We start from the raw sequence: 21,828 nt of genomic DNA, 5'->3' as shown, positions 1-21,828 counted from the left end.
GCTAAGGTCCCGTCCGTCGTCGGGGTCAATTCCGTTGATCTACGGGTGCGGGAGCATCCGTATGTGTCCGAAAAGTCGAGAGAATTTGATCTGGCGCAAGGATGGCGCAAAAATTCTCGCGGTGCAGCGAGGGCGGGAGGTTGATCGCTACCGGAAGGGCGCGATCCCTTTGCGATGTCCCGCTTTCCGCCGTGGCGCGCAAAGCACAGCTCTGCGCGGCCCACCGATGGGGGGCAGGAGCGGCTGGAGCCGCTAGTCCTTGGGCTTCAGGAAGGACAGGAGGAAATTCTCCTCCTTCTTCGGGCCGTGCTTCAGCTCGGCCACCACCACCATCTTCTTCACCTCGCCCCGTTTGAAGGCGGCGAGGAACTTGTCGTAGTCCTTGACCGACACGCAGCCGTTGGAATCTCCCCGCGGACCAAGGAGATAGGGGTGGGCGAGGATGCCGGCGCGGCCGTACATCCGGCCGGTTCCGATCGGGTTGAGGCGCACCGCCTCGATGCCGTGGAACAGGGATTCGCGCATGGTCAGCTGGTAGGTGTTGGGCGGCGTCGGACCCACCATCCGCTTGTTCACGGCGCGGACGTCGTCGAAGGTATCACCGTAGCCTGAATGGGCCTCCAGCCGATCCCCATTCGGCATGTAAACGACCTTGGCCTTGATATCGTAGATGGCATAGCCGCTGCCGGGCGTGGGCAGCGCCGGCTCATCCTCGGAGAGCGTCGGCGTCTCCGGCGCAGGGGCCTGACTGCCGGGAACGGCGGAGGGCGTGTCGGTGAGGGAGGCGTCGGGCAGGGATGCGTAGGCGAGGCGCTGGTTCGGCATGGCCGGCTTGCGCAGGGGGAGGGGGACCCCGCCCTGGTCGAACTGCTCCAGCGCCTTGATTCCGTCGGCCGCCGCAATTTGGTTTCGGTTCAGCGGATTGGCCATCGGCAGGGGCACGACCCGGCCGGTGAGGCGCGCGGAATTGTCGGAAGGCTCTGCTGTGGCGGCAAAGGACCGGCCGTCGATGGCCACGTTGGTCAGGTAGATGCTGCCGGCATCGACGCCCAGCGAACCGGAGCCAACGACAAGGGAAATCTCGGTCACGGTCGTTCCGGCGGCGGCCATGCTCAGCGCGCGGACTGCCGGGCGCTCGGAAACCTGGGGCGGCGGCGCGGAGACGCCGAAGGCGAACGAGCCCTGCGAGTACCAGACGGCCCCCGCGGCAACCAGCAGGCCGGCAACGATGCCGGTGCCGATGCCCACGAGTGTTCCGCGACGGGACATGCCTTCGGAACGGGAATCGTCGGCACGGGGATCGGCGGCATGGGGGTCGTAGTCGGAGGCGTCGATCTCCTCCTCATGGACGTGGGGTGTCCAGTGCCAGTCGGCCCGGTCGTGCCAGTCGGCGTGGGGATCGGCGTCGTCCCGGTCCCATTCAGCGTGGTCGCGCCAGCCCGCATCGTGACCGGCGCGCGCGTCCTGCTCGCTCGCGTGGTCCTGCCAAGCTGCGTATTCCTGCCGGTCCGAGTGCCTCATGGTCCCCGCTATCAGCGCTGCCGGTCGGTACCGGCTCCGTTCGTCCATTGCAGGGTCCTTCGGTTTTCGCACCGCACAAGTCCTGTCCGGTTCGGATCATCTCCGACCGACCACCGGCCCTGGACGCTGCGCCCGTGCGGCCCCGCCGCACATTACCGCCAGCCCCTGCAAACCTGCCGAAATTCGGTTTCTTTTCCCTTTACGCCCCTCGCTAGACCAGATCACGACGGCGAGAACAAGGCCGTTCGCACGCAAACTTTACCAAGCGACGGCGGTTTTGGCGAGGGGTTGTACTGACGTTAGGTCATCCGCGCCGATCTCCGCCAACCCCTTCATCCTTCACGATTCAGCTTGCGCCAGGATGTCCTTCAGCACGGGTGCGACACCGGCACGGAAGGCACGAACCGCGTCACGGACGATGGGATCGAGGTCCTCGGGCGTGGTTGTTCCGTACACATAGCGGCGGATGGCGAGGTAGAAAATGCGCCCGTGGAGGCCCCAGAACAGTTCGGCCTCGCGTTCGCTGACGGGTATCCGACTCGGGGCCGGAAGCTCCAGCTCAGCCCTCAGTTCGGCGCAGGCGGGTAGGATGATCTGGTCACCTACGATGGCGAGGTATCGGCTGGTGATGTCGAAGGACTTCAAGCCGGAAAACGCGAAGATCCGCACCCAGTGGTAGTCGAAGACCTGTTCCACATATTCGAGATAGAATTGCGTGAGCCGGGCTTCCAGCGGCCTCGACCGATCCGTCACCAGCGCCGACCAGTCCGCCTTCCAGCGGCTGAGATAGACGTGCTCGTAGACCCGCTCGATGAGCGCTTCCTTGGAGGGGATGTAGCGGTAGATGGCGGAGTGGGTAATTCCCATTCGCTTCGCCAACTCGCGCGTCTGCCCCTCGAACCCGTGCTCGGCGAAGAAGCGGACCGCCTCCTCGATGATGGCCTGCTCGCGATCCGCCGCACGCATGTGCTGGCGGCGCGGGCGGCCGGGGGGCGACTGCTTCTGGTCGGGCGTGGGCTTCAAGGCGTGTCCGTTCGGCGCGTGGGCCGGGCGCCCACGGCCCTGCGATAGCGCAACCTTCCCGCGCCACCAAGGGCCTCAGCATGTTGAGGCGCAATCTCGCGCACGCGTCGCAACGAGGCGGGGCTGCGGCAAGTCGAAGAAAAGAAGAGCGAAGGCAATAATCATATATACGAACGGGAATAACGTTGCAGTGCACTGCAATAACTCGCTTGCGGACGATCATTCCCAGTTTTCCGGCGATTGCCACGCAGCACTATTGACAGGCCGGTCGGCCTGAGATCATGTTGTGACCAAGTGGTCACTAAAATGAAGCCACGACCGGGAGGACCTGCCCTTGAAAGCCCGCGCTTTCGCCTATGCGCGTCCGTCGAACCTTGCCGAGGCGCATGCCGCCTTTGCCGGGGCCGATGGCGATGCGAGCTACATTTCCGGCGGACAGAGCCTGGTGCCGGCGCTGGCGATGCGGCTGCAGGGGCCGCAGGTTCTGATCGACCTCTCCGACATTTCCGAGATGCGTGGCGTTTGTCTGCAAGGGGAAACCCTACGCATCGGCGCGCTCACCCGCCATGCCGAAACGCTGACCGAGCCGCTGATCCGCGCCCATGCGCCGCTGCTCGCGGCAGCCGCGCCTTTCGTCGCCCATCCCGCGATCCGCAATCGTGGCACGGTCGGCGGCAGCGTGGCGCTGGCCGATCCGGCGTCCGAGTTCCCGGCCATGATGCTGGCGATGGGCGCGGAGATAGAGATTTCCGGGGCTGACGGCCTTCGGCGCGTTCCGGCAGACGATTACTTTCAGGATCTCTACCAGACCGCCATCGAGCCCGGCGAAATCCTCGTGGCGCTTCATGTGCCCGCCGCGGGTCCGCGCCATGTCTGGGCCTTCGACGAGATGGCGCGCCGGCGCGGCGATTACGCCATGGTCGGCGGCGGCATTCTCGCCGAGCGCGACGGGACCGTGATCGCAAACCCGCGTATCGCTCTTTTCTCGGTTGGTCCGACGCCGGTGCGCGCCCGCAGTGCCGAGGCCGAGATCGTCGGCAAGGTTCTCGACGCCGACACCATCGCAGCCGCCCAGCGCGCGCTCGATGCGGACATCGACCCGCTGGACGATGCCGAAATCCCCGCCGCCATGCGCCGCCACCTCGCCCGGGTCCTGCTCGGGCGCCTGCTGCGCAAGCTGGAGACCTGCTGATGAACATGATGGCGGGCACCGTCCCCCTCACGCTCACCGTCAACGGCGTGGAAACCGCGCGCCCGGTGGCGCCGCGCACCACGCTGGCGGACTTCCTGCGCACGGACCTGGAACTCACCGCCACCCATGTGGGCTGCGAGATGGGGGCGTGCGGCGCCTGCCTTGTGCTGCTGGACGGCGTGCCGGTGCATTCCTGCCTCGTCTTCGCGGTTCAGGCGCAGGGGCAGTCGGTAGAGACGGTGGAGGGGCTGGTGGCCAGCGGCGCGCTGGCGCCGCTCCAGCAGGCGTTCCATGAGCGCAACGCGCTGCAATGCGGCTTCTGCACGCCGGGCATGCTGGTGAATGCCCACGCCCTGATCTCGAAAGGCGCCGTTCCGGATCGCGAGGAGATCCGCGACGCCATCTCCGGCAATTACTGCCGCTGCACCGGTTACGAGGCCATCGTCGACGCCATCGAGGCGGCTGCCCGCAAGACGAACGGGGAGGGCGCGGAATGAACGCCCCCTTCGATCGTCCGCTCGGCGCGGCGCCCCATCTTCAGCCCGGCGTTCATGTCGGCCGTCCGCTGCCGCGCCCCAATGCGAAGCGCCTGGTGGCGGGGCGGGGCAACTACGTCACCGACATGAAGCTGCCGCGCATGCTGCATGCGGCCTTCGTGCGCTCGCCCTTCGCCCACGCCCGCATCGTGCGTATCGACGTGGAAGCCGCCCGCGCTGCGCCGGGTGTCGCGCTGGTGGCGACGGGTGAAGACTTTGCGAAGCTTTGCACGCCCTGGGTCGGCACGCTTGACCATTTCAAGGGCATGAAATCCGAGCCCCAGCGTCCCCTTCCGCTCGACCGCGTCACGTGGAGCGGGCAGGCGGTGGTGGCCGTGGTGGCGGAGAGCCGCGCGGCCGCCGAGGATGCCTGCGAACTGGTGGAGGTGGAGTATGAGGATCTGCCCGTCCTCGCCGATCTCGACACCGCGCTCGCTCCCGATGCGCCGCGCCTCGTGGAAGGCTTCTCCGACAACCTGTGCTTCCGTAGTGCGCTGGAGAACGGCGCGGTGGACGACTTGTTCGCCGCCGCCGCCCATGTGGTGGAAGCGGACCTCGCCTTTGGCCGGCACACCGGTGTGACGCTGGAACCGCGCGCGCTCATCGCCGATTACGATGCCAGCGAGCACGCCCTCACCGTCCATCACGGCACCCAGACGCCCTTCCAGTTCCAGGATCTTTATTCCCGTCACTACGGCATCCCCGAGGGTCGGGTGCGGGTCGCGGCGCCAGATGTGGGCGGGTCCTTCGGTGTGAAGCTGCACGTCTATCACGAGGACATGGCGGTCATCGGCCTGTCCATGCTGGCGGGCCGGCCGGTTAAATATGTGGCAGACCGGCTGGAAGCCTTCGTTTCCGATATCCATGCCCGCGACCATCGCGTGAAGGCTAAGGCGGCCGTGGGCGCGGACGGTCGCATCCTCGCCATGGCGGTAGAGGACGAGACGGCCATCGGCCCCTTCTCCACCTATCCCCGCACCAGCGCGGTGGAGGGCAACCAGGTCATCCGCCTCATCGGCGCGCCCTACCGGCTGGAGGCCTACCGGGCCGACCTGAAGGTGGTGTTCCAGAACAAGACGCAGACGAGCCAATATCGCGCGGTGGGCCACCCCATCGCCTGCGCCGTCACCGAGTATCTGATGGAGAAGGCGGCCTCCGCGACGGGCCTCGATCCGTTCAAGGTGCGCGCGCGCAACCTCATTCCAGACGATGCCTATCCCTGCCAGTCGCTTACCGGCTACAAGTTCGAGCAACTTTCCCACGAGGCCTGCCTGGCGAAGCTCAAGACGCTGATGGAGTACGATCGTCTGCGCGCCGAGCAGACGGAGCTGCGCGCGCGCGGTATCCATCGCGGCATCGGCGTCGCCGCCTTTGTGGAAATCACCAATCCCACGCCCGCCTTCTACGGCATCGGCGGCGCGCGCATCTCGGCGCAGGATGGGGCGGTCATCAAGATCACGCCGTCCGGCGAGGTGCGCTGCCTGATCTCGGTGACGGAGCAGGGGCAGGGGACGGAGGCCATCATCGGCCAGATCGTCGCCGATTATCTCGGCGTCTCGCGCGACATCGTGCGTGTGATCACCGGCGACACCGAGGTGACGCCCCATGGCGGCGCCACCTGGGCCTGCCGCGGTGCCGGGATCGGCGGCGAGACGGCGCTGCAGGCGGCGCGCAAGCTCAAGGCCAACGTGCTGAGCGTGGCCGCGGCCATCCTACAGGCGCAGCCCGGGGACCTCGATCTCATCGATGCCGAGGTGGTGGACAAGGTGGGCGGCGTGGCGCGCCTCAGCCTCGCCGAGGTGGCGCGCATCGCCTATTTCCGCTCGGACACGCTGCCGCCGGGCACCGACGCGCAGCTGACCGTGGCGCATCATTTCGCACCGTCCGGCTATCCCTTCGCTTTCACCAACGGCATCCACGGCTGCCATGTGGAGGTGGATGCGGAGACGGGGCTCGTGAAAATCCTCAAGCACTTCGTGGTGGAGGATTGCGGCCGCATCATCAACCCGCTCCTGGTAGAGGAGCAGGTGCGCGGTGGCGTCGTGCAAGGGCTTGGCGCCGCCTTCTTCGAGGAATGCCGCTACGACGATGCCGGTCAGCTCGTGAACGGCTCGCTCGCCGACTATCTCGTGCCCATGGCCTGCGAGATGCCGGACATCGTGATCGCCCATATGGAAACGCCGACCCGCGATACGGAACTCGGCGCCAAGGGCTGCGGGGAGGCGGGCACCGCCGCCTCGTCCTCCGCCGCGTTGAACGCGGTCAACGACGCCCTCGCGCCGCTGGGCGCGGAGCTGACCCAGATCCCGATGACCCCCGCGCGCATCCTGAAAGCGCTCGGCGCCTACTGACGACCGCCCACAGCCAAAAAACAAGACACACCGGGAGGATTTCATGACCAAGCGGACCGACCATCCCCTCTCCAGCGTATCCCGCCGCACCGTGCTCGCCGGCCTTGGCGTCGCGGGCGTTGGCCTCATCGCCTCGCCGGCCATTGTCCGCGCGCAAGCGGAGACCATCCGCATTGGCTTCCCCACCCCGCTCACCGGCCCCTTCGGCGCCGAGGCGAAGGACCAGGTGAAGAGCGCGGAACTCGCCGTGAAGCTCGTCAACGACAAGGGCGGCATCGCCGGCCGCAAGGTCGAGCTGCTGGTCCGTGACGACAAGCTGAACGCCGGCGAGGCCGCAACCCGCACCCTAGAACTCATCGAGAAGGACAAGGTCCACGCGGTGGTCGGCGCGCTTTCCAGCGCCGTGCAGCTCGCGGTGAACGAGGTGACGCGCGCCCGTGGCGTCATCTACGTCTCCATCAGCCAATCCGACACCATCAATGAGGTGAAGGACTTCTCGAAGTATACCTTCCACGAGGCGCTGAACCCGCACATGACCACGGCGGCCGTGGCGCGGGCGACCTTCAAGAAGGGCTCCAAGGTCGCGCTGCTCGGCGCCGACTATGCGTATGGCCACGAGATGATGCGCGGCTTCAAGCGCGCGGCGGGCGAGTTGGGCGCGGAGATCGTCGGCGAGATCCTGCACCCCTTCGGCGCGGCGGATTATTCCACGCTGATGCCGCGCATCCGTGCCCTCAAGCCCGACATCCTCGCCATCTGCAACTTCGGTCGTGACCAGGCCAACTCCATCAAGCAGGCCAACGACTTCGGCATGAAGAAGCAGATGCAGATCGTGGTGCCGGTGCTGCTGCACAATCAGCGCATCGCCGTGGCGCCTGACGTGTTCGAGGGCATCATCGGCGGCGCCAACTATTACTGGGCGCTGGAGAACACCATTCCCTCGGCCAAGGCCTTCAACGATGCCTACAAGGCGGCCTATGGCTCGCTTCCCACGGACTACGGCGCCTATGGCTTCACCGGCGTCTCGGCGTTGCTGCTGGCCATGGCGAAGGCCGGCGGCACCGACACCGACAAGGTGATCGAGGCGCTTGAAGGCCTGAAGTATGACGTGGCCAAGGGCCCGCAATACTTCCGCAAGTGCGATCACCAGTCGGTGCAGTCGGTGCTGGTGCTGAAGTCCAAGGCGAAGGCTGACATGAAGAGCGAGCAGGACCTGTTCGACATCGTGGAGAACGTCCCCGGTTCCGAGCAGATGCTGCGCTCCTGCGGCGAGCTGGGCTTCCCCACCTGAGGATCATCGCTTCTTCCGCTCGTTCGCGGGGGATGTGAGCGGAAGAGCCTTCTCCCCTTGCGGGAGAAGGTGGATCGCGGCGCAGCCGCGAGCCGGATGAGGGGGCGGCGTCTGGAACTCCGGCGCCGCCCCCGTCACCCGCGGCCTCTCGTTCCCCGGACTTGGCATCAGCCGCGTTCGTCGGAAGAGGGGGAACGCAAGACCGATGGCCCCGAACGATCGCCCCGAGAGAACCGATGGACCTTGAACTCATCCTCATGCAGCTGTTCTCCGGGCTCGCGCTCGGGGCGATCCTGGTGATGGTCGCCCTCGGGCTCACCATCGTGTTCGGCATGCTCGGCATCGTGAATTTCGCCCATGGCGCCCTGTTCATGGTGGGTGCCTATGCGGGGCTGTGGATCGCCGCGCAGACGGGCAGCTTCTGGTGGGCGTTGATCGTTGCGCCCATCGCCGTGGGCGTGCTCGGCATGCTCATCGAGCGCTTTCTGATCCGCCCACTTTACGGCCGCACGCCTGATGATCCGCTGCTGCTCACGTTCGGCCTCGGCTATGTGCTGGTGGAGACCGTGCGCATCACCTTCGGCACGGACGGCATCCCCTTCTCGGCACCGGATGCGCTGCAGGGCGTGGTGGACCTCGGGGTCGGCTATTTCCCCATCTATCGCTTGTTCGCGGTGGGCGTGGTGGCGGTCATCCTGCTGCTGCTCTGGGTGGCACTGGAGAAGACGCGCTTTGGCCTCATCGTGCGGGCCGGCGCGCGCGATCCGCTCATCATGAAGGTGCTGGGCGTGGACGTGAGCCGCCTGTGGCTTCTCGTGTTCGGCCTCGGCGTTGGCCTCACCGCGCTCGGCGGCGTGCTGGCGGCGCCCATGCGCAACGTGAGCCCGGAAATGGGCACGCTGGTGCTGGCGGAGGCCTTCGTCGTGACCGTCATCGGCGGCATGGGCTCGCTGCTCGGAGCGGTGGTGGCGGGACTGCTCGTGGGCGTCGCGGTGAGCATGACCGCGCTGTTCGCTCCCGAAATGGCGACCATCGTCATGTTCGGCCTGATGGCCCTCATTCTCCTCGTCCGACCGCAGGGCCTGTTCGGCCGGCCGGCGGGCGCCTGACGGAACCGGCGCGTGAACGGAGACGACCCCATGACCTCGACCGACCTCGCTGCCGGGCAAAGCGTGGCGCCGCGCACGCTGCCGAAGGCCGGCGCCGCGCTGGACCGCTGGCGCGTGCCGCTCACCATCGCCGTGCTGGCGGTGCTGCCTTTCGTGCTGCCCTCGCAGGCACTGGCGGTGAACGTGCTGATCTACGGCCTGTTCACCGTGGGCTTCAACCTGCTGTTCGGCTACACCGGTCTGCTCTCCTTTGGCCACGCAGCCTTCTTTGGCACGGGGGCCTATCTCACCGGCATGGCCATCGCGCATTTCGGGTTCGGGTGGTTCCCGGCCATGCTCACCGGCATCGTGGGGGCGAGCCTGCTCTCGGCGGTGATCGGCGCGCTCTCCATCCGCACCCGCGGAATCTATTTCTGCATGGTCACCCTGGCCCTGGCGCAACTCGTCTATTACGTCGCGCTCCAGGCGTCCGGCTGGACGGGCGGCGAGAACGGCCTGCGCGGCTTCACCGTGGCGAAAGCCGACCTGATCGGCGGCTTCTCGGTGAACCTGCTGAACCCGCTCGCCAAATACTATTTCATCATGTTCTTCGCGGCGCTGGCGCTGTGGTTCGTCTCGCGGGTGCTGAATTCGCCCTTCGGTGCCGCCATCGAGGCGGTGCGTGAGAACGAGACCCGCGCCCGCGCCTGCGGCTTCGACGTGGAACGCACCAAGCTCCTTTCCTTCGTCCTCTCCGGCGCCCTGTGCGGGCTTGCGGGCACGCTCTCGGCTCTGCACCTCTCGATCGTGCCGCTCGATGCCTTGAGCGTACACACCTCGTCCATCGTGGTGATGATGACCATGCTGGGCGGCGCGGGCTCCTTCTTCGGGCCGTTCGTGGGGGCGCTGGTGTTCCTGCTGATCGAAGATGTCGCCTCGCTCTGGACGACGCACTGGCAGCTCATCGTCGGCATCGTCTTCATCCTGTTCGTGCTGTTCCTGCCCAAGGGCATCTGGGGCAGCTTGATCCAGATCGTGCGCCGCAGGAGGGCGTCATGACCGCGCTGATGGAAGTGACGGACGTGGGCCGCTCCTTCGGTGGCTTCGTCGCCCTCGCCGGCATCTCGGCCAAGTTCGAGAGGAACAAGGTGACGGCGGTGATCGGCCCCAATGGTGCCGGCAAGAGCACCTTCTTCAATGTGCTGTCCGGCGTGCTTCAGCCCTCCACCGGCTCCATCCGCTTCAAGGGGCAGGAACTGAAGGGGTTGAAGCAGCACCGATTCGCCCACCTCGGCATCGCCCGCTCCTACCAGATCACCAATCTCTTCCCCGAACTGTCCGTGGAGGAGAATGTCCGGGTGGCCGCCCAGGCGCTGAAGACGCGCTACGACGTCTTCAGCCATCGCGACCGCTACCCCGAGCTGACCCAGAAGGCGGATGCGGCCCTTGCCGAGGTGGGCCTCACCCATCGCCGCGCCCGCCGCGCCCGCGACCTGGCCCACGGCGAGCAGCGCGCGCTCGAGATTGCCATCGCGCTGGTGGCGGACCCCGAACTGCTGCTGCTGGACGAGCCCACGGCCGGCATGGGGCCAGAAGAGACCAAGGAGATGGTGGCGCTGATCGAGCGCCTCGCGGCGGATCGCACCATTCTCCTCGTCGAACACAAGATGAAGATGATCCTCGGCCTGTCGGACCGCATCTTGGTGCTGCATCACGGCCGGCTCATCGCCGACGGCACGCCGGCCGCGGTGCAGGCCGATCCGGAAGTCCGCCGCGTCTATCTGGGGCAGAACGATGGCTATGCTTGAGGTCGAGAAGCTCAACGCCTGGTACGGGCCGAGCCACGTCGTCCATGATCTGACGTTCAAGATCGATCAGGGCGAGATCGTCGCCCTCGTCGGCCGCAACGGCGCGGGCAAGACCTCGACGCTGCGCGCGATCATGGGGCTGATGCCGCGCGCGGAAGGCCGGGTGACGTTCGACGGCACGGACCTTCTGCCGCTCGGCGCCCACGCGCGGTTCCGCCTCGGCCTCGGCTACGTGCCGGAGGAGCGGCGTATCGTTCCGGGCCTCAGCGTGCGGGAGAATCTGCAGCTCGGCCTCGTAGCGACTGCGCATACCGACGAGCGGGCGGCGATCGACGAAATTGCCAAGAGCTTCCCGCGCCTCAAGGAGCGGCTGGAGCAGCAGGGCACAACCATGTCCGGCGGCGAACAGCAGATGCTCGCCATCGCCCGCGCCATCATCTCCAAGCCGAAGATGGTGCTGCTGGATGAGCCCTCCGAGGGCATCATGCCGGTGCTCGTTGAGGAGATGGGCGTGCTGTTCCGGCGCCTGCGCGATCAGGGCACGACGCTGCTTCTGGTGGAGCAGAATGTGGAGTGGGCGCTCAATCTGGCGAGCCGCGCCATCATCATCGACCAGGGTGAACTGGTGCATCAGTCGAGCGCGGCTCAACTGCTCGCCGACAAGGACATCCAGGACCGCTATTGTGCGGTCTGAGCGCCGTCGCCTGAGAGCGACACGCGCGAACGAGAACAAGGGGAGGACCATCCCGTGGAACTGACAGGCGAATATCGCATCAGCGCCCCGCGCGAGACCGTGTGGAAGGCGATCCTTGATCCCGAAATGCTCAAGCGCTGCATTCCCGGCTGCAAGGAGTTGGAGCAGACGGGCGACAATGCCTATGCCGCCAAGGTGCAGGTGAAGGTGGGGCCCGTCTCCGCCACATTCGCCGGCTCGGTCGAACTGACCGACATGGAGGCGCCCGCCGGCTGCCGCATCGTGGGGCAGGGCAATGGCGGCATCGCCGGTTTCGCCAAGGGCGAGGCCAAGGTATCGCTGGCGGAGGATGGGGCGGACACCATCCTGACCTACGTCGCGGACGCGCAGATCGGTGGCAAGCTTGCCTCCCTTGGAGGGCGTCTCGTGCAGGCGACGGCGAAGAAGCTGTCCGATCAGTTCTTCACGAGCTTCGCCGAAGCGCTGAACGCGCCGGTCGAGGTGCCGCCGGCGGCCGAAGCCTCCTGAGCGCGAGGCCCACGAGGCCGGCGCGCGTTGCCGGCCTCACTTCACCTTTGCCGCATAATCCTCCGGCTTGAAGCCGACGATGAGATCGCGCCCGTGCTCCAGGACCGGGCGCTTGATCATCGACGGATGCCCCAGCATCAGCGCCAGCGCCTTGGGCTCGTCAATGTCCGCCTTGTCGGCATCCGGCAGCTTCCTGAAGGTGGTGCCGGCCCGGTTGAGCAGCTTCTCCCAGCCGACTTTCTTCGCCCAGCCCTGAAGCGTCTTGGCATCGATGCCCGCCGCCTTGTAGTCGTGGAAGGCATAGGCGATGCCCTGATCGTCGAGCCAGGCCCGCGCCTTCTTCATGGTGTCGCAGGCCTTGATGCCATAGATCGTCGTCGCCATCGCAATCTCCTATCTGAAAACCCCGAGCTTACCCGAGCCCGCGCCGTCTTGCCCGCCACCATTGCGCCGCAGGCCGTTGAATGGCGTCTGCTGCTCATGTAACATATCAGTGCAATCCCAATTGGACGGGCAATAACAGGCAGGGCAGGACGCATGAAGACCTATCGGGGAGACCGCACCATCGACGGCATCGCGGTGACGGTGGACGGCAAGCCGCTGCCGCAGCGCACCGACATCGCCAAACTGAGCAGCGACGGCTTCGAGTGGAGCTATGAGGGGCAGGCCCCCGCGCAACTGGCTCTCGCGCTTCTCGCCGACCACCTTGGCGACGACCGGCGCGCCTACGCGCTGCACGACCAGTTCATGCGCGATGTGGTGGCGAATTTCGCCAATGAATGGGAGATGACTTCCGACGACATCGCCGCCGCCATCCATCGCGTCGCGGCCTGACGCGCGCCCCGACGGCTTGACGGCGGGAGGCGAATCCGTCGTCACAGGGATAATCGGCACGGGAGCGCGCGGCATGGCGAAGGTGGGGGCCAAAGCAGGTTCCAGGGCGCCGATGAAGCGCCAGAAGCGGCAATCGGTCATCGAGGGGGCGGAGGTCGGGATCGACCTCCTGCTGGAGCCGTTGCGCGAAACCCGCAAGGAACCGCGCCCACCGGCGCGCCGCCCGCGCCGCGAGGACGCGCCGGTGGAGGATGCGAGCCTCACCGACCGAGCCTATCGCATCCTCGAAGAACTGATCGCGACCCTCCAGCTCCCCCCCGGAGCGGTGCTCTCCGAACTCACGCTTTCCGACCGGCTGAAGATCGGCCGCACGCCCATTCGCGAGGCGTTGCAACGGCTCGCGCGCGATGGACTGGTGGTTGTGCTGCCGCGGCGCGGCGTGCTGGTGTCGGACATCAACCTGCGGACCCAGCTTCGCCTGCTTGAGGTGCGGCGGGTGCTGGAGGTGCTGATGGCGGGCCTCGCCGCCGAGCGCGCTACGGCCGAGGAGCGGGACGCCTTCGCCGAGATCGCCGGCTCCATGCGGCAGGCGGCGGAGGTGGAGGACGACCTCGCCTTCATGCGCCTCGACCGTCGCTTCAATCTCTTGATGGCGCAGGCCTCGCGCAACGAGTTCGCGGTGCGTTCCATGGGTCTCATGAACGCGCTGTCGCGCCGCTTCTGGTACCAGCACTACAAGGAAGTGGCCGACCTGCCGCTCGCGGCCCGGCTGCACGCCGAGGTGGCCGAGGCGGTCGCCCGCCGCGACCGGAAGGGCGCCGAGACGGCGGCCTCCAATCTCGTGGATTACATCGAGGACTTCGCCCGCAAGACGCTGGATGCGTGAGGGGGGCTCCCTCTCCCGCAAGGGGAGAGGGAGTCTAAGCTCTCAGAACACCACCACGCTGCGGATCGTTTCGCCGGCCTTGAGCGCGGCGAAGCCCTCGTTGATCTCCTCAAGCCCGATCCGGCGGGAGATCAGGCCCTTCAAATCCAGCCGTCCGGAAAGGGCGGCACGCGCCAGAAACGGGAAATCACGCGCGGGCCGGGCGCCGCCGTATGAGACGCGGCGGATGCGCTTTTCCGCCATCAGCGAACCCCAGCGGAACGACACGTCCTTCGTCACGTCAATCTTGCCCAGCCAGATCACCTCGCCCCCTGGCCGCACCACCTCTACCGTCGTGCGGAAGGCAATGGGGCTGCCGGCGGATTCCAGCACCACGTCCGCCCCGCGCCCCTGAGTGAGAGCACGGGCGGCCTCAATCACATCGCCCGTACGGGCATTCACAGTGTGGGTGGCGCCCATGGTGCGGGCGAGGGCGAGCTTGGCGTCGTCGAGGTCGGCGGCAAGGATGGTTTCGGCGCCCGCCAGCCGCGCGCCCTGGACCGCCGCGAGGCCCACGGCGCCGCAGCCGATGACGAGAGCGGTATCGCCCGGGCCGATCTGGGCGACGTTCAGCGCCGCGCCGACACCGGTCATGATCCCGCAGCCGATGAGGCAGGCCTCGTCGAACGGCAGTTCCTTCGGCACGGGAATGGCCTGCTGGTCGGTCACGATGCAGTATTCGCCGAAGGCGCCGAGGAACATGAGGTTGCCCAGCTCACGCCCGTCCGCGAGCCGCGCCTTGGCGGCGCCGTCGAAGGCGCGCGCCTTCGGCCCTTCGGCGAGATAGCCCTCGCACAGGATGGGCAGCGCGCGGTCGCAATAGAAGCAGTGACCACAATGGGGGTTCCAGGACAGCACCACATGGTCGCCCTTGCGGACGCCCTTGGCCTCCCGCCCCACGTCTTCCACGATACCCGCCGCCTCGTGGCCGAGCACGATGGGCATGGGATAGACGAGCCCGCCCTCGATCACCTCGAGGTCTGTGTGGCAAAGGCCGGCGGCCTTGATGCGGACCAGCACGTCGGATGGCCCGAGCGCCGCCGCCTGCACCGTCTCGATGGCGAGCGGCGTCTGCGGCGCGTGAAGCACCGCGGCACGATAGGTGAGAGGCATGGCTCAGGCGTTCTCCAGCTCCACCTCGCCGGCGATGACGCGCATGACCGCCTTGTCGCGGTGCGCCTCGGCCAGCGTGCCGGAAAAGATCATCTCGCCGCGCTCCAGCACGTAGAGGCGATCCACATAGTCCGGCAGGTGATGCACGTTGGATTCCGCCATCAGCACCGCCTGCCCCATGGCGCGGATGGAGGCGATGCCCTCCGAGATGACCGGGATGATCGCCGGCGAGAGGCCCTCGAACGGCTCGTCCAGCAGCAGGAGGCTGGGGTCGAGCGCGAGGGCGCGGGCCACCGACACCATCTTGCGCTCGCCGCCGGAGAGCTGCGCCCCGCCCCGGTGCAGATACTGCCGGAGCTTCGGGAAAACGTTCAGGGAGCGCTCGACGCGATCCTTCTCCGACATCTTCGAGCGCCGCGTCCAGGTCGGCAGCTCCAGGTTCTCGGCGACCGTGAGATCGGCATAGACCTCCGATTCCTCCGGCGAGAAGCCCACCCCCATCTGCGCGATCTCGTGCGGCGCCCGGCCGATCAGCTCCTTGCCCGCGAAGCGGATGGAGCCGGACACCGGCTTGCGATAGCCCATGATGGACCGGAACGTGGTGGTCTTGCCCGCGCCGTTGCGGCCGATGAGGCAGACCAGTTCGCCCGGCTCCACGGCAAGGTCGATGCCGGACAGGATGCGGCTGCCGGCGATATCCACCTTGAGGCCCGAAATGCTCAGCATGGGCGGATCTCCTGAACGGCGGGCTTCTGGGTCATCTTGGGCGGGCGCGTGCCCACCACGGCAGCGATGAGAGCGGGATCCCTAAAGAAGGTTTCCGGCTTCTCGTCCGCAAGCACGGTCCCCGCCTGGAGCGCGACGATGCGGTCCGAATAGCGGGCCACGAGGTCCATGTCGTGCTCGACCTGGATGATGCCGCGCACGCCGGCCTTGCGGGATGCGCTCACCAGCAGCTCCATGATGGCGTGCTTGTCGCCGGTGGAAACGCCTGAGGTGGGCTCGTCGATGAGGATCAGTTCGGGCTTGAGGGCGAAGGCGCTCGCCACATCCAGCAGCTTCTTCTCGCCCTGGGAAAGGGCGCTTGCCTGCTGGTCGAGACGGTGGCGCAGGTTGAAGATGTCCGCCACCTCCTCCACGGCGTCGCGGACCTCGCGATCGGCGCCGAGGCTGCGGAAGGGGTTGCCGATGCGCCTCAGGCGCGAGGCGGCGGCGACGCCCAGCGTTTCGCGCACGGTGAGGGCCGGGAAGATGTTCACCAGCTGGAATCCCCGCGCCATGCCTCGGCGGGACAGCTCCACCGGCCCGATGCCGGCGATGTCCTGCCCGCGGAAATGGACATGGCCGGTGGTGGGCTTCAGCAGACCCGTGAGCACGTTGACGAGGGTGGACTTGCCGGCCCCATTCGGGCCGACGATGGAGATGAACTCGCCGTCGTCCACGTGCACGGAGACGTTCCGGAGCGCGTGGAAATCGCCGTAGCTCTTGGAGACCTGGTGGGCGGAAAGAAGGGCGCGTGAGGCCATGGGTCAGCTCCCGCGCTTGAGGCGGGCGAAAGCGTCGCCGAACAGGCCGGCAATGCCCCGCGGGAAAAAGATGACGATGAGCACCAGCACCGCGCCCATCACGAACCGCCAGTACTGGGTGGCGGACATCACGGTGTCCTGCAGCAGCACGAAGGCGAGGCCGCCAACCACGGGACCGGCGAAGGCGCCGGAGCCGCCGAGGACCGCCATGAACACGAGGTTGCCGGACTGCGTCCAGTAGACGATCTCCGGGTCCGCAAGGCCGATGGTGACGGCGAGGATCACCCCGCCGATGGCGCCATAGACCCCGGAGATGACATAGGCCGCCAGCCGCATCCGCGAGACGGTGACACCGAGATAGGCCGCCTTCTGCGCATTCTCTCGGATGGCGGTGAGGTGCAGCCCGAACGGCGAGCGCACGATCCGCCACATGGCGTAGCCGAGCAGGGTGAGCAGGCCGAGGGCGTAGTAATAGAACGGACCGGTGATGAAGGCCGTCTTGCCGCCCTCGAACTCCATGCCGAACAGCAGCGGGCGCATCACCCGCATGCCCTGGTCGCCACCGGTGAGACCGTAGAACTTGAACAGGATGGAGTGGAACAGCATGCCGAACGCCAGCGTCAGCATGCCGAAGAAGATGCGCGTGTAGCGCACGCACAGGAAGCCCACCGGCACCGCGATGACCACTGCCGCCGCCACCGCGACGAGCAGGGTCAGCTCCAGCGACCGGACGCCCAGCTTCGAGGTCATCACCGCCGCCGCGTAGGCTCCGATACCGAGGAACATGGCGTGGCCGAAGGAGAGGAGCCCGGTGTAGCCGAACAGGAGATTGAAGCCGAGCAGGGCGATGGCGAAGCCGAAGAAGGGCACCATCAGGGTGAGCATGTAGGTGGAGGCGACGAGAGGCAGGCCCGCCATCGCCACCACGATCACGAGGAAGGCGGCGAGGCCGCTTGGCCATCGCATGCCGGCGGCGGGCGCCGCCGCAGCCGCGCGGGCGGCCGTGGGGGTGCCGAGGGTGGGCGTGCTCATGCCATTGCCTTTCCGAAAAGCCCGGCCGGCCGCAGGATGAGCACGGCGATGACGACCAGATAGATGGAGAGAATTTCGGCCTCGGGCAGAACCATGATGGCCGCCGCCCGGATGAGGCCGACGATCAGCGCTCCGGCCAGCGCGCCGCGCATGGAGCCGAGGCCGCCGATGACCACCACCGCGAAGGCTTCCACCACCAGTTCCACGGCCATTTCCAGCGAGGAGGCCGAGGCCGGCACCACCAGCGCGCCGCCCACCGTGCCGAGCATGCAGCCCACCGTGAACACGGCCGCGAAGACGCGGGAGGAATTGACGCCGAGGCCCTCGCTCATGTCGCGGTTTTCCGCGGTGGCGCGGATGATGCGGCCCGTGCGGGTCTTCTGCAGGAAGGCGCCCAGAGCTACCGCGATGGCGATAGAGGCGGCGATCACGAGGAGGTTGTAGGTGGGCACCCGAAGGCCGAGGAATTCGGCCGTGCCGTAGGCGAGATAGGCATTGTCCAAGGTCCGCGGCGTCGCGCCCCAGAAGAAGCGGAACACATCCTGGAACATCAGCAGCAGGCCGAAGGTGAGGAGCAATTGATAGCTCTCGTCCCGGCGGTAGACGGTGCGCAGGATGCGCTCCACCGGAAGGCCCACGAGGCCGATCGCGAGGCCCGCGAGCACCAGCACCGGCAGCACCGTCCAGGCCGGGAAGCCCACGGCCGAGGCGAGGCCCACGGCGGTGATGCCGAAATAGGCGCCCAAAGCATAGAAGGAGCCGCAGGCGAGGTTGATGACCTTCTGCACGCCGAAAACCAGCTGGAGTCCGGCTGCGACGAGGAAGAGAATGGCGGCGTGAAATACGCCGCCGAGGAGGACGTCGAGGAAGACGGTCACGCGGCGCTCCTCAGACGGGAAGCTTGGAGGTCTTGAGCCATTCCCAGAAGTCCACGCCCGGCGGCTTCTGGAGCTGGTCGGCGGTGAAGCTGTCCACCGTCTTCAGCGTGGGGAAGTCGTAGGAATTCTGGTTGGTGGACAGGCCCTGGTAGAAGGTCTGCTCGGCGATCTTGTCGGCGCGGAACTGCCCCGGCCCACCGAGGCTCTCGACCTTCTGCTTGGGGATCGATTCGATGATCTCTTCAAGCTTCGGCCAGCGCCCGGTGGCCTTTGCCGCGGCTTCGACGCCCGCCTTGTAGGCGGCCAGCGCGAAATAGGCGCGGTCGGCCTCCCAGTGCGGGGCTTCCTTGTAGCGCCCCATATAGTCTTCAACGAACGCCTTCTGTAGCGCGGAAGCATTGGGCAGCGCGAAGTAGAGCGTGTTGTGCCCGAACACGATGTTCTCGGGCATGAACTCCTTCTTCAACTGGTTGATCTGCCAGCCGGCGGCGGGCAAGGCGAGGTTCACGCCCTCGAACAGGCCGGCGGCCGAGCCCTGCTTCATGAACACCGGCAGATCGGCGAACAGCATGGAGGAGAAGATGAAATCGGGCTTGGCGGCCTTCAGCGCAGCAACGTGGGACGTGAGGTCCATGGTCCCGACCTTGGGCCACTGCTCGGCCACGACCTCGACCTCGACACCAGCCCGCTTCAGGATCTGCTGGAAGGCCTCCCAGTTGTTGCGGCCGTAGGAATAGTCCGGATTGATGCCGGCGATGCGCTTGATCTTGCCCTTGAAGTATTTGATGGCAAGCAGCGAGGCCATCACGGCTTCGCACTCATTGTCCGTGGAGCGGAAGACGTAGCGCGACTTGGGCATGGCCTCCTTCACGCCGTCCTGGGTGGTGCCGTCCCACATGATGAGGAGTGCCTGCTCCTCCTCCGCCACGGGCGCGACGCCGAGCGACACGCCGGTGGAGATGAGGCCCTGCACGCAGTCCACCTTCTCCTGCAGCGCCAGGCGGCGGAAGCGTTCAATGGTGTCCTTCGGCGAGGTCTCTTCCTCGAACACCAGCTCGATCGGGCGGCCGGCGATGCCGCCATCCTTGTTCATCCGCTCAGCCGCCCACTGCACCGCCCGGATGCCGCATTCGCCCACCGTGCCCATGGCCCCGGAACGCGGTGCGAGAATGCCGATGCGCACCGGCTTCGACTGGGCAATGGCGGGGGAAAAGACCCCCGGGGCGGCGGCGGCGAGACCGGCAGCACCGATCCCCCGCATCAAGGTGCGGCGAGAAATGTTCATTGGCGTCCTCCCCTAGGCGGGTCTCGTGCCCGCCTTCGTGAACTGACATATCATAGATATTCCAGAAGAATGTCTGCAAGCAGCTTTTTTGATCTGGATCATTTTTGAGGATGATGGATCCGAAAAACGAAATTGAATCATATAGTTATTGTGTTGAACTTTGGGCGCATTCGTCGGGCCAAAGGCCTTTGGTGGCCCCGGAACCGCGCCTTGCATATGATGTGTGGCTGACATATTAGTGGGGGCATCCGCCGTCGCAGGGCGTCCCTTCCCGTCTGGGTGCGAGGGAGACGGAGCCTCCAGAAGCGGTGCTGAGAGAATCAAGACAATGACGCGCGCCGACAGCGCGCAAGGGAGAGAGCGATGGAACTCACGTCGAGCCCCATGACGGATCGCCAACGCAAATACCGCGCGACCTACCGCGAGCGGGTCACCGGTTGGTATAATGGCTGGCTGCACATTGCCATCATTTACACGATCGGCTTCACCGCCCTGTACATCTACATCTCGAACATGAACGCGATCCGCTGGTGGGAGTGGCTCACCATTCCCGTCGTGTTCTTGTTCTGCAATTTCTTCGAGTGGTGGCTACACCGCTACGTGATGCACCGGCCGTCAAGCTTTCCGCTGTTCCGCGCGGTGTATAACCGCCACACCTTGATGCACCATCAGTTCTTCACCGAAGAAGAGATGCGCTTTGCCGGTCACCACGACTGGCGCGTCACCTTCTTCCCGCCTTACGCGCTGGTGACCTTCACGCTGATGTCCATTCCCGGCGCCATCGTGTTCGGCTGGCTGATCTCGCCGAATGTGGGCTGGCTGTTCATCACCACCACCACCTCGGTCTACCTGCTCTACGAGTTCATGCACTTCACCACGCACATCGACGAGAACTGGTTCGTGCGGAACGTGCCCTTCATCAACACCAACCGCCGCCACCACGCCGCGCACCACAATCAGTCGCTCATGATGGAGCGCAACATGAACCTGACTTTCCCCATCATGGACTGGGCGTTCGGCACGTCGGACCTCAACCGCGGCCTCTTCGGCCATCTCTTCAACGGCTATGACACCCGCCACCTGAAGACCGACATGCGCCGCACCGCGCGCACGCCGAAGGGCGCGACGGGCGCATCCGGCCACGTCGCGCCGGCGGAGTGAGGGCATGGCTGCGATCGAACCCAATCTGGCAGGCCTCGCGATCTTCGCGGGGCTGTGGACGGCGGCCTGCCTCGGCTTTCTCGTGCTCTCCGGCATGTTCCCGGCGAGCACCCGGCCGGCGGGGGCGCGTCAGGCGGGGGGGCGCGCCCTCGTTCTGGTGAACAGCCTTTTGTGGCTGGCGCTGGCGGCCGCCGCGCTCGCCTACGGCTACGCCAACCTGCGCTTGACGAGCCTGATCGTCGTCGGCGGCCTCGTGCTGCTGTTCGCGCCGGCACCGTTCGATCTGCTGCCGACGCCATTCCGTGATGGACGCCGGGGTCTCGCCGCTCTGGTCGCGCTCCAGGGATCGGCGCTCGCTGTCTGGGCCGTGCTTCCCGGCGGCGGCGCCGGGCTCATCTGAAGGTCAGCGCCGGCATCGTCCGGCCAGCAAGAGGGGATATCCCATGCCCACCCACATCAAGTTTATCCTGTCGCTCGTCGTCCTCGCCGTCGCGGCGGCAGGCTATGCGTTCCAGTCTGCGCTCGGGCAGGAGGGGCCCAAATATGCCGTCGCCTTCCTCGGCGTCTTCATGGTCGTCGCCATGTGGGTCTTCCCGGAGGTGCAGCGCCGGCCGGGCGACAAGGTCTAGCCCTGCAGAAAAGCAAGAAGGGGAAGCAGGGGCATGATCGCCATCATTTTCGAGGTGTGGCCGGCCGAGGGCCAGCGCGACACCTATCTTGACCTCGCCGCGCGCCTGCGCGTGGAATTGGAGACGATGGACGGCTTCATCTCGGTCGAGCGGTTCGAAAGCCTCACCAATCCGGGCAAGATGCTCTCGCTTTCCATCTGGCGCGATGAGGAATCGGTGAAGGCCTGGCGCAACCTCACCTCCCATCGCAAGACGCAGGCGGCGGGGCGGGCCGGGGTGTTCCACGACTATCGCCTGCGGGTCGCGGCCGTGGTGCGCGACTACGGCATGTTCGAGCGTGACGAGGCGCCCGACGACAGCAGGGCTCTGCACAAGCCGAAGGCCGCCGCCGCGGCCGATCCCGCCTTCTGAGG

General features: G+C 66.6%; 24 protein-coding genes. 15 read left to right on the top strand and 9 right to left on the bottom strand.

The annotated features are described in order from the left end of the window. Window positions 1-252 precede the first annotated feature (252 nt). Both ACT54R_RS01450 and ACT54R_RS01445 read right to left on the bottom strand, forming a co-directional pair. Complete coding sequence (locus ACT54R_RS01450) at window positions 253-1,521, bottom strand: DUF2778 domain-containing protein (RefSeq protein WP_476322716.1); 1,269 nt, start codon at window positions 1,519-1,521, stop codon at window positions 253-255. Between the two features lie 339 nt (window positions 1,522-1,860). After that, a complete protein-coding gene (locus tag ACT54R_RS01445; RefSeq protein ID WP_476326338.1) occupies window positions 1,861-2,487 on the bottom strand; it encodes a TetR/AcrR family transcriptional regulator in 627 nt (208 codons plus the stop codon). 391 nt (window positions 2,488-2,878) lie between these two features. Here ACT54R_RS01445 and ACT54R_RS01440 point away from each other — a divergent pair, with 391 nt between their 5' ends. The 9 genes from ACT54R_RS01440 to ACT54R_RS01400 all read left to right on the top strand — a co-directional run bounded on the left by ACT54R_RS01440 (window position 2,879) and on the right by ACT54R_RS01400 (window position 12,032). Then, window positions 2,879-3,736: an FAD binding domain-containing protein gene (locus ACT54R_RS01440; RefSeq protein WP_476322713.1), complete on the top strand. Its 858-nt coding sequence runs from the start codon at window positions 2,879-2,881 to the stop codon at window positions 3,734-3,736. An 8-nt stretch (window positions 3,737-3,744) separates the two neighbouring features. Beyond that, window positions 3,745-4,233 carry a (2Fe-2S)-binding protein gene (locus ACT54R_RS01435; RefSeq protein ID WP_476326336.1) on the top strand — a complete coding sequence of 163 codons (489 nt, stop codon included), beginning with the start codon at window positions 3,745-3,747 and terminating at the stop codon, window positions 4,231-4,233. Continuing rightward, a complete protein-coding gene (locus tag ACT54R_RS01430) occupies window positions 4,230-6,623 on the top strand; it encodes a xanthine dehydrogenase family protein molybdopterin-binding subunit (RefSeq protein WP_476322710.1) in 2,394 nt (797 codons plus the stop codon). The genes ACT54R_RS01435 and ACT54R_RS01430 overlap by 4 nt, the downstream gene beginning before the upstream one ends. Window positions 6,624-6,666: 43 nt before the next feature. Continuing rightward, on the top strand, window positions 6,667-7,914 hold the full coding sequence (locus tag ACT54R_RS01425; RefSeq protein ID WP_476322707.1) for an ABC transporter substrate-binding protein: 1,248 nt from the start codon (window positions 6,667-6,669) through the stop codon (window positions 7,912-7,914). A 236-nt stretch (window positions 7,915-8,150) separates the two neighbouring features. After that, a complete protein-coding gene (locus ACT54R_RS01420; RefSeq protein ID WP_476322704.1) occupies window positions 8,151-9,023 on the top strand; it encodes a branched-chain amino acid ABC transporter permease in 873 nt (290 codons plus the stop codon). Window positions 9,024-9,053: 30 nt separating this feature from the next. Then, complete coding sequence (locus ACT54R_RS01415) at window positions 9,054-10,061, top strand: branched-chain amino acid ABC transporter permease (protein ID WP_476322701.1); 1,008 nt, start codon at window positions 9,054-9,056, stop codon at window positions 10,059-10,061. Beyond that, window positions 10,058-10,810: an ABC transporter ATP-binding protein gene (locus tag ACT54R_RS01410; protein ID WP_476322698.1), complete on the top strand. Its 753-nt coding sequence runs from the start codon at window positions 10,058-10,060 to the stop codon at window positions 10,808-10,810. The genes ACT54R_RS01415 and ACT54R_RS01410 overlap by 4 nt, the downstream gene beginning before the upstream one ends. Then, window positions 10,803-11,504 carry an ABC transporter ATP-binding protein gene (locus tag ACT54R_RS01405; RefSeq protein WP_476326334.1) on the top strand — a complete coding sequence of 234 codons (702 nt, stop codon included), beginning with the start codon at window positions 10,803-10,805 and terminating at the stop codon, window positions 11,502-11,504. The genes ACT54R_RS01410 and ACT54R_RS01405 overlap by 8 nt, the downstream gene beginning before the upstream one ends. Window positions 11,505-11,558: 54 nt before the next feature. Further along, window positions 11,559-12,032 (top strand): CoxG family protein, encoded by a 474-nt coding sequence (locus tag ACT54R_RS01400; RefSeq protein WP_476322695.1) that lies wholly within the window; start codon window positions 11,559-11,561, stop codon window positions 12,030-12,032. Between the two features lie 36 nt (window positions 12,033-12,068). Here ACT54R_RS01400 and ACT54R_RS01395 read toward each other — a convergent pair whose 3' ends face one another. Further along, window positions 12,069-12,416: an ArsC family reductase gene (locus ACT54R_RS01395; protein ID WP_476322692.1), complete on the bottom strand. Its 348-nt coding sequence runs from the start codon at window positions 12,414-12,416 to the stop codon at window positions 12,069-12,071. A gap of 153 nt (window positions 12,417-12,569) precedes the next feature. On the opposite strand from ACT54R_RS01395, the gene ACT54R_RS01390 reads away from it, so the two are divergent. Together ACT54R_RS01390 and ACT54R_RS01385 are read left to right on the top strand one after the other, a co-directional pair. Beyond that, window positions 12,570-12,866: a DUF6166 domain-containing protein gene (locus ACT54R_RS01390; RefSeq protein ID WP_209483513.1), complete on the top strand. Its 297-nt coding sequence runs from the start codon at window positions 12,570-12,572 to the stop codon at window positions 12,864-12,866. Window positions 12,867-12,978: 112 nt separating this feature from the next. After that, window positions 12,979-13,752, top strand: coding sequence for a GntR family transcriptional regulator (locus ACT54R_RS01385; RefSeq protein ID WP_476322688.1), 774 nt, complete (start codon window positions 12,979-12,981; stop codon window positions 13,750-13,752). Window positions 13,753-13,794: 42 nt separating this feature from the next. Here ACT54R_RS01385 and ACT54R_RS01380 read toward each other — a convergent pair whose 3' ends face one another. The 6 genes from ACT54R_RS01380 to ACT54R_RS01355 are packed head-to-tail and all read right to left on the bottom strand — an operon-like array spanning window position 13,795 to window position 19,625. Beyond that, a complete protein-coding gene (locus tag ACT54R_RS01380; protein WP_476322685.1) occupies window positions 13,795-14,904 on the bottom strand; it encodes a Zn-dependent alcohol dehydrogenase in 1,110 nt (369 codons plus the stop codon). A gap of 3 nt (window positions 14,905-14,907) precedes the next feature. After that, entirely contained in the window at window positions 14,908-15,630 is a 723-nt protein-coding gene (locus ACT54R_RS01375; RefSeq protein WP_476322682.1) for an ABC transporter ATP-binding protein, read from the bottom strand. Next, on the bottom strand, window positions 15,624-16,430 hold the full coding sequence (locus ACT54R_RS01370) for an ABC transporter ATP-binding protein (protein WP_476322679.1): 807 nt from the start codon (window positions 16,428-16,430) through the stop codon (window positions 15,624-15,626). Before ACT54R_RS01370 ends, ACT54R_RS01375 begins: the two co-directional genes overlap by 7 nt. 3 nt (window positions 16,431-16,433) lie before the next feature. Next, window positions 16,434-17,462 carry a branched-chain amino acid ABC transporter permease gene (locus tag ACT54R_RS01365; protein WP_476322676.1) on the bottom strand — a complete coding sequence of 343 codons (1,029 nt, stop codon included), beginning with the start codon at window positions 17,460-17,462 and terminating at the stop codon, window positions 16,434-16,436. After that, entirely contained in the window at window positions 17,459-18,340 is an 882-nt protein-coding gene (locus ACT54R_RS01360; protein WP_168458192.1) for a branched-chain amino acid ABC transporter permease, read from the bottom strand. Before ACT54R_RS01360 ends, ACT54R_RS01365 begins: the two co-directional genes overlap by 4 nt. Window positions 18,341-18,350: 10 nt before the next feature. Continuing rightward, window positions 18,351-19,625 (bottom strand): ABC transporter substrate-binding protein, encoded by a 1,275-nt coding sequence (locus tag ACT54R_RS01355; RefSeq protein WP_476322672.1) that lies wholly within the window; start codon window positions 19,623-19,625, stop codon window positions 18,351-18,353. A 363-nt stretch (window positions 19,626-19,988) separates the two neighbouring features. Between ACT54R_RS01355 and ACT54R_RS01350 the strand changes: the two genes are divergently transcribed. The 4 genes from ACT54R_RS01350 to ACT54R_RS01335 are packed head-to-tail and all read left to right on the top strand — an operon-like array spanning window position 19,989 to window position 21,826. After that, the gene (locus ACT54R_RS01350; RefSeq protein ID WP_168458190.1) at window positions 19,989-20,786 is read left to right on the top strand and encodes a sterol desaturase family protein; all 798 of its coding nucleotides are present in this window, start codon (window positions 19,989-19,991) and stop codon (window positions 20,784-20,786) included. Between the two features lie 4 nt (window positions 20,787-20,790). Continuing rightward, complete coding sequence (locus tag ACT54R_RS01345) at window positions 20,791-21,186, top strand: hypothetical protein (RefSeq protein ID WP_476322668.1); 396 nt, start codon at window positions 20,791-20,793, stop codon at window positions 21,184-21,186. 43 nt (window positions 21,187-21,229) lie between these two features. After that, window positions 21,230-21,415, top strand: coding sequence for a hypothetical protein (locus tag ACT54R_RS01340; protein ID WP_168458188.1), 186 nt, complete (start codon window positions 21,230-21,232; stop codon window positions 21,413-21,415). 33 nt (window positions 21,416-21,448) lie between these two features. Beyond that, a complete protein-coding gene (locus ACT54R_RS01335) occupies window positions 21,449-21,826 on the top strand; it encodes an antibiotic biosynthesis monooxygenase family protein (RefSeq protein ID WP_476322665.1) in 378 nt (125 codons plus the stop codon). Window positions 21,827-21,828 lie beyond the last annotated feature (2 nt).

It is taken from the genome of Xanthobacter sp. DMC47 (genome assembly GCF_056313845.1).
This window is presented reverse-complemented; position numbering and strand designations above follow the sequence as displayed.

Coding starts and splice junctions, on each gene's coding strand:
- ACT54R_RS01415 (WP_476322701.1), top strand. CDS start 9,054: ATGACCTCGACCGACCTCGCTGCCGGGCAAAGCGTGGCGCCGCGCACG.
- ACT54R_RS01405 (WP_476326334.1), top strand. CDS start 10,803: ATGCTTGAGGTCGAGAAGCTCAACGCCTGGTACGGGCCGAGCCACGTC.
- ACT54R_RS01445 (WP_476326338.1), bottom strand. CDS start 2,487: ATGCGTGCGGCGGATCGCGAGCAGGCCATCATCGAGGAGGCGGTCCGC.
- ACT54R_RS01345 (WP_476322668.1), top strand. CDS start 20,791: ATGGCTGCGATCGAACCCAATCTGGCAGGCCTCGCGATCTTCGCGGGG.
- ACT54R_RS01380 (WP_476322685.1), bottom strand. CDS start 14,904: ATGCCTCTCACCTATCGTGCCGCGGTGCTTCACGCGCCGCAGACGCCG.
- ACT54R_RS01435 (WP_476326336.1), top strand. CDS start 3,745: ATGGCGGGCACCGTCCCCCTCACGCTCACCGTCAACGGCGTGGAAACC.
- ACT54R_RS01350 (WP_168458190.1), top strand. CDS start 19,989: ATGGAACTCACGTCGAGCCCCATGACGGATCGCCAACGCAAATACCGC.
- ACT54R_RS01390 (WP_209483513.1), top strand. CDS start 12,570: ATGAAGACCTATCGGGGAGACCGCACCATCGACGGCATCGCGGTGACG.
- ACT54R_RS01385 (WP_476322688.1), top strand. CDS start 12,979: ATGAAGCGCCAGAAGCGGCAATCGGTCATCGAGGGGGCGGAGGTCGGG.
- ACT54R_RS01395 (WP_476322692.1), bottom strand. CDS start 12,416: ATGGCGACGACGATCTATGGCATCAAGGCCTGCGACACCATGAAGAAG.
- ACT54R_RS01370 (WP_476322679.1), bottom strand. CDS start 16,430: ATGGCCTCACGCGCCCTTCTTTCCGCCCACCAGGTCTCCAAGAGCTAC.
- ACT54R_RS01375 (WP_476322682.1), bottom strand. CDS start 15,630: ATGCTGAGCATTTCGGGCCTCAAGGTGGATATCGCCGGCAGCCGCATC.
- ACT54R_RS01335 (WP_476322665.1), top strand. CDS start 21,449: ATGATCGCCATCATTTTCGAGGTGTGGCCGGCCGAGGGCCAGCGCGAC.
- ACT54R_RS01355 (WP_476322672.1), bottom strand. CDS start 19,625: ATGAACATTTCTCGCCGCACCTTGATGCGGGGGATCGGTGCTGCCGGT.
- ACT54R_RS01340 (WP_168458188.1), top strand. CDS start 21,230: ATGCCCACCCACATCAAGTTTATCCTGTCGCTCGTCGTCCTCGCCGTC.
- ACT54R_RS01450 (WP_476322716.1), bottom strand. CDS start 1,521: ATGAGGCACTCGGACCGGCAGGAATACGCAGCTTGGCAGGACCACGCG.
- ACT54R_RS01420 (WP_476322704.1), top strand. CDS start 8,151: ATGGACCTTGAACTCATCCTCATGCAGCTGTTCTCCGGGCTCGCGCTC.
- ACT54R_RS01410 (WP_476322698.1), top strand. CDS start 10,058: ATGACCGCGCTGATGGAAGTGACGGACGTGGGCCGCTCCTTCGGTGGC.
- ACT54R_RS01425 (WP_476322707.1), top strand. CDS start 6,667: ATGACCAAGCGGACCGACCATCCCCTCTCCAGCGTATCCCGCCGCACC.
- ACT54R_RS01430 (WP_476322710.1), top strand. CDS start 4,230: ATGAACGCCCCCTTCGATCGTCCGCTCGGCGCGGCGCCCCATCTTCAG.
- ACT54R_RS01365 (WP_476322676.1), bottom strand. CDS start 17,462: ATGAGCACGCCCACCCTCGGCACCCCCACGGCCGCCCGCGCGGCTGCG.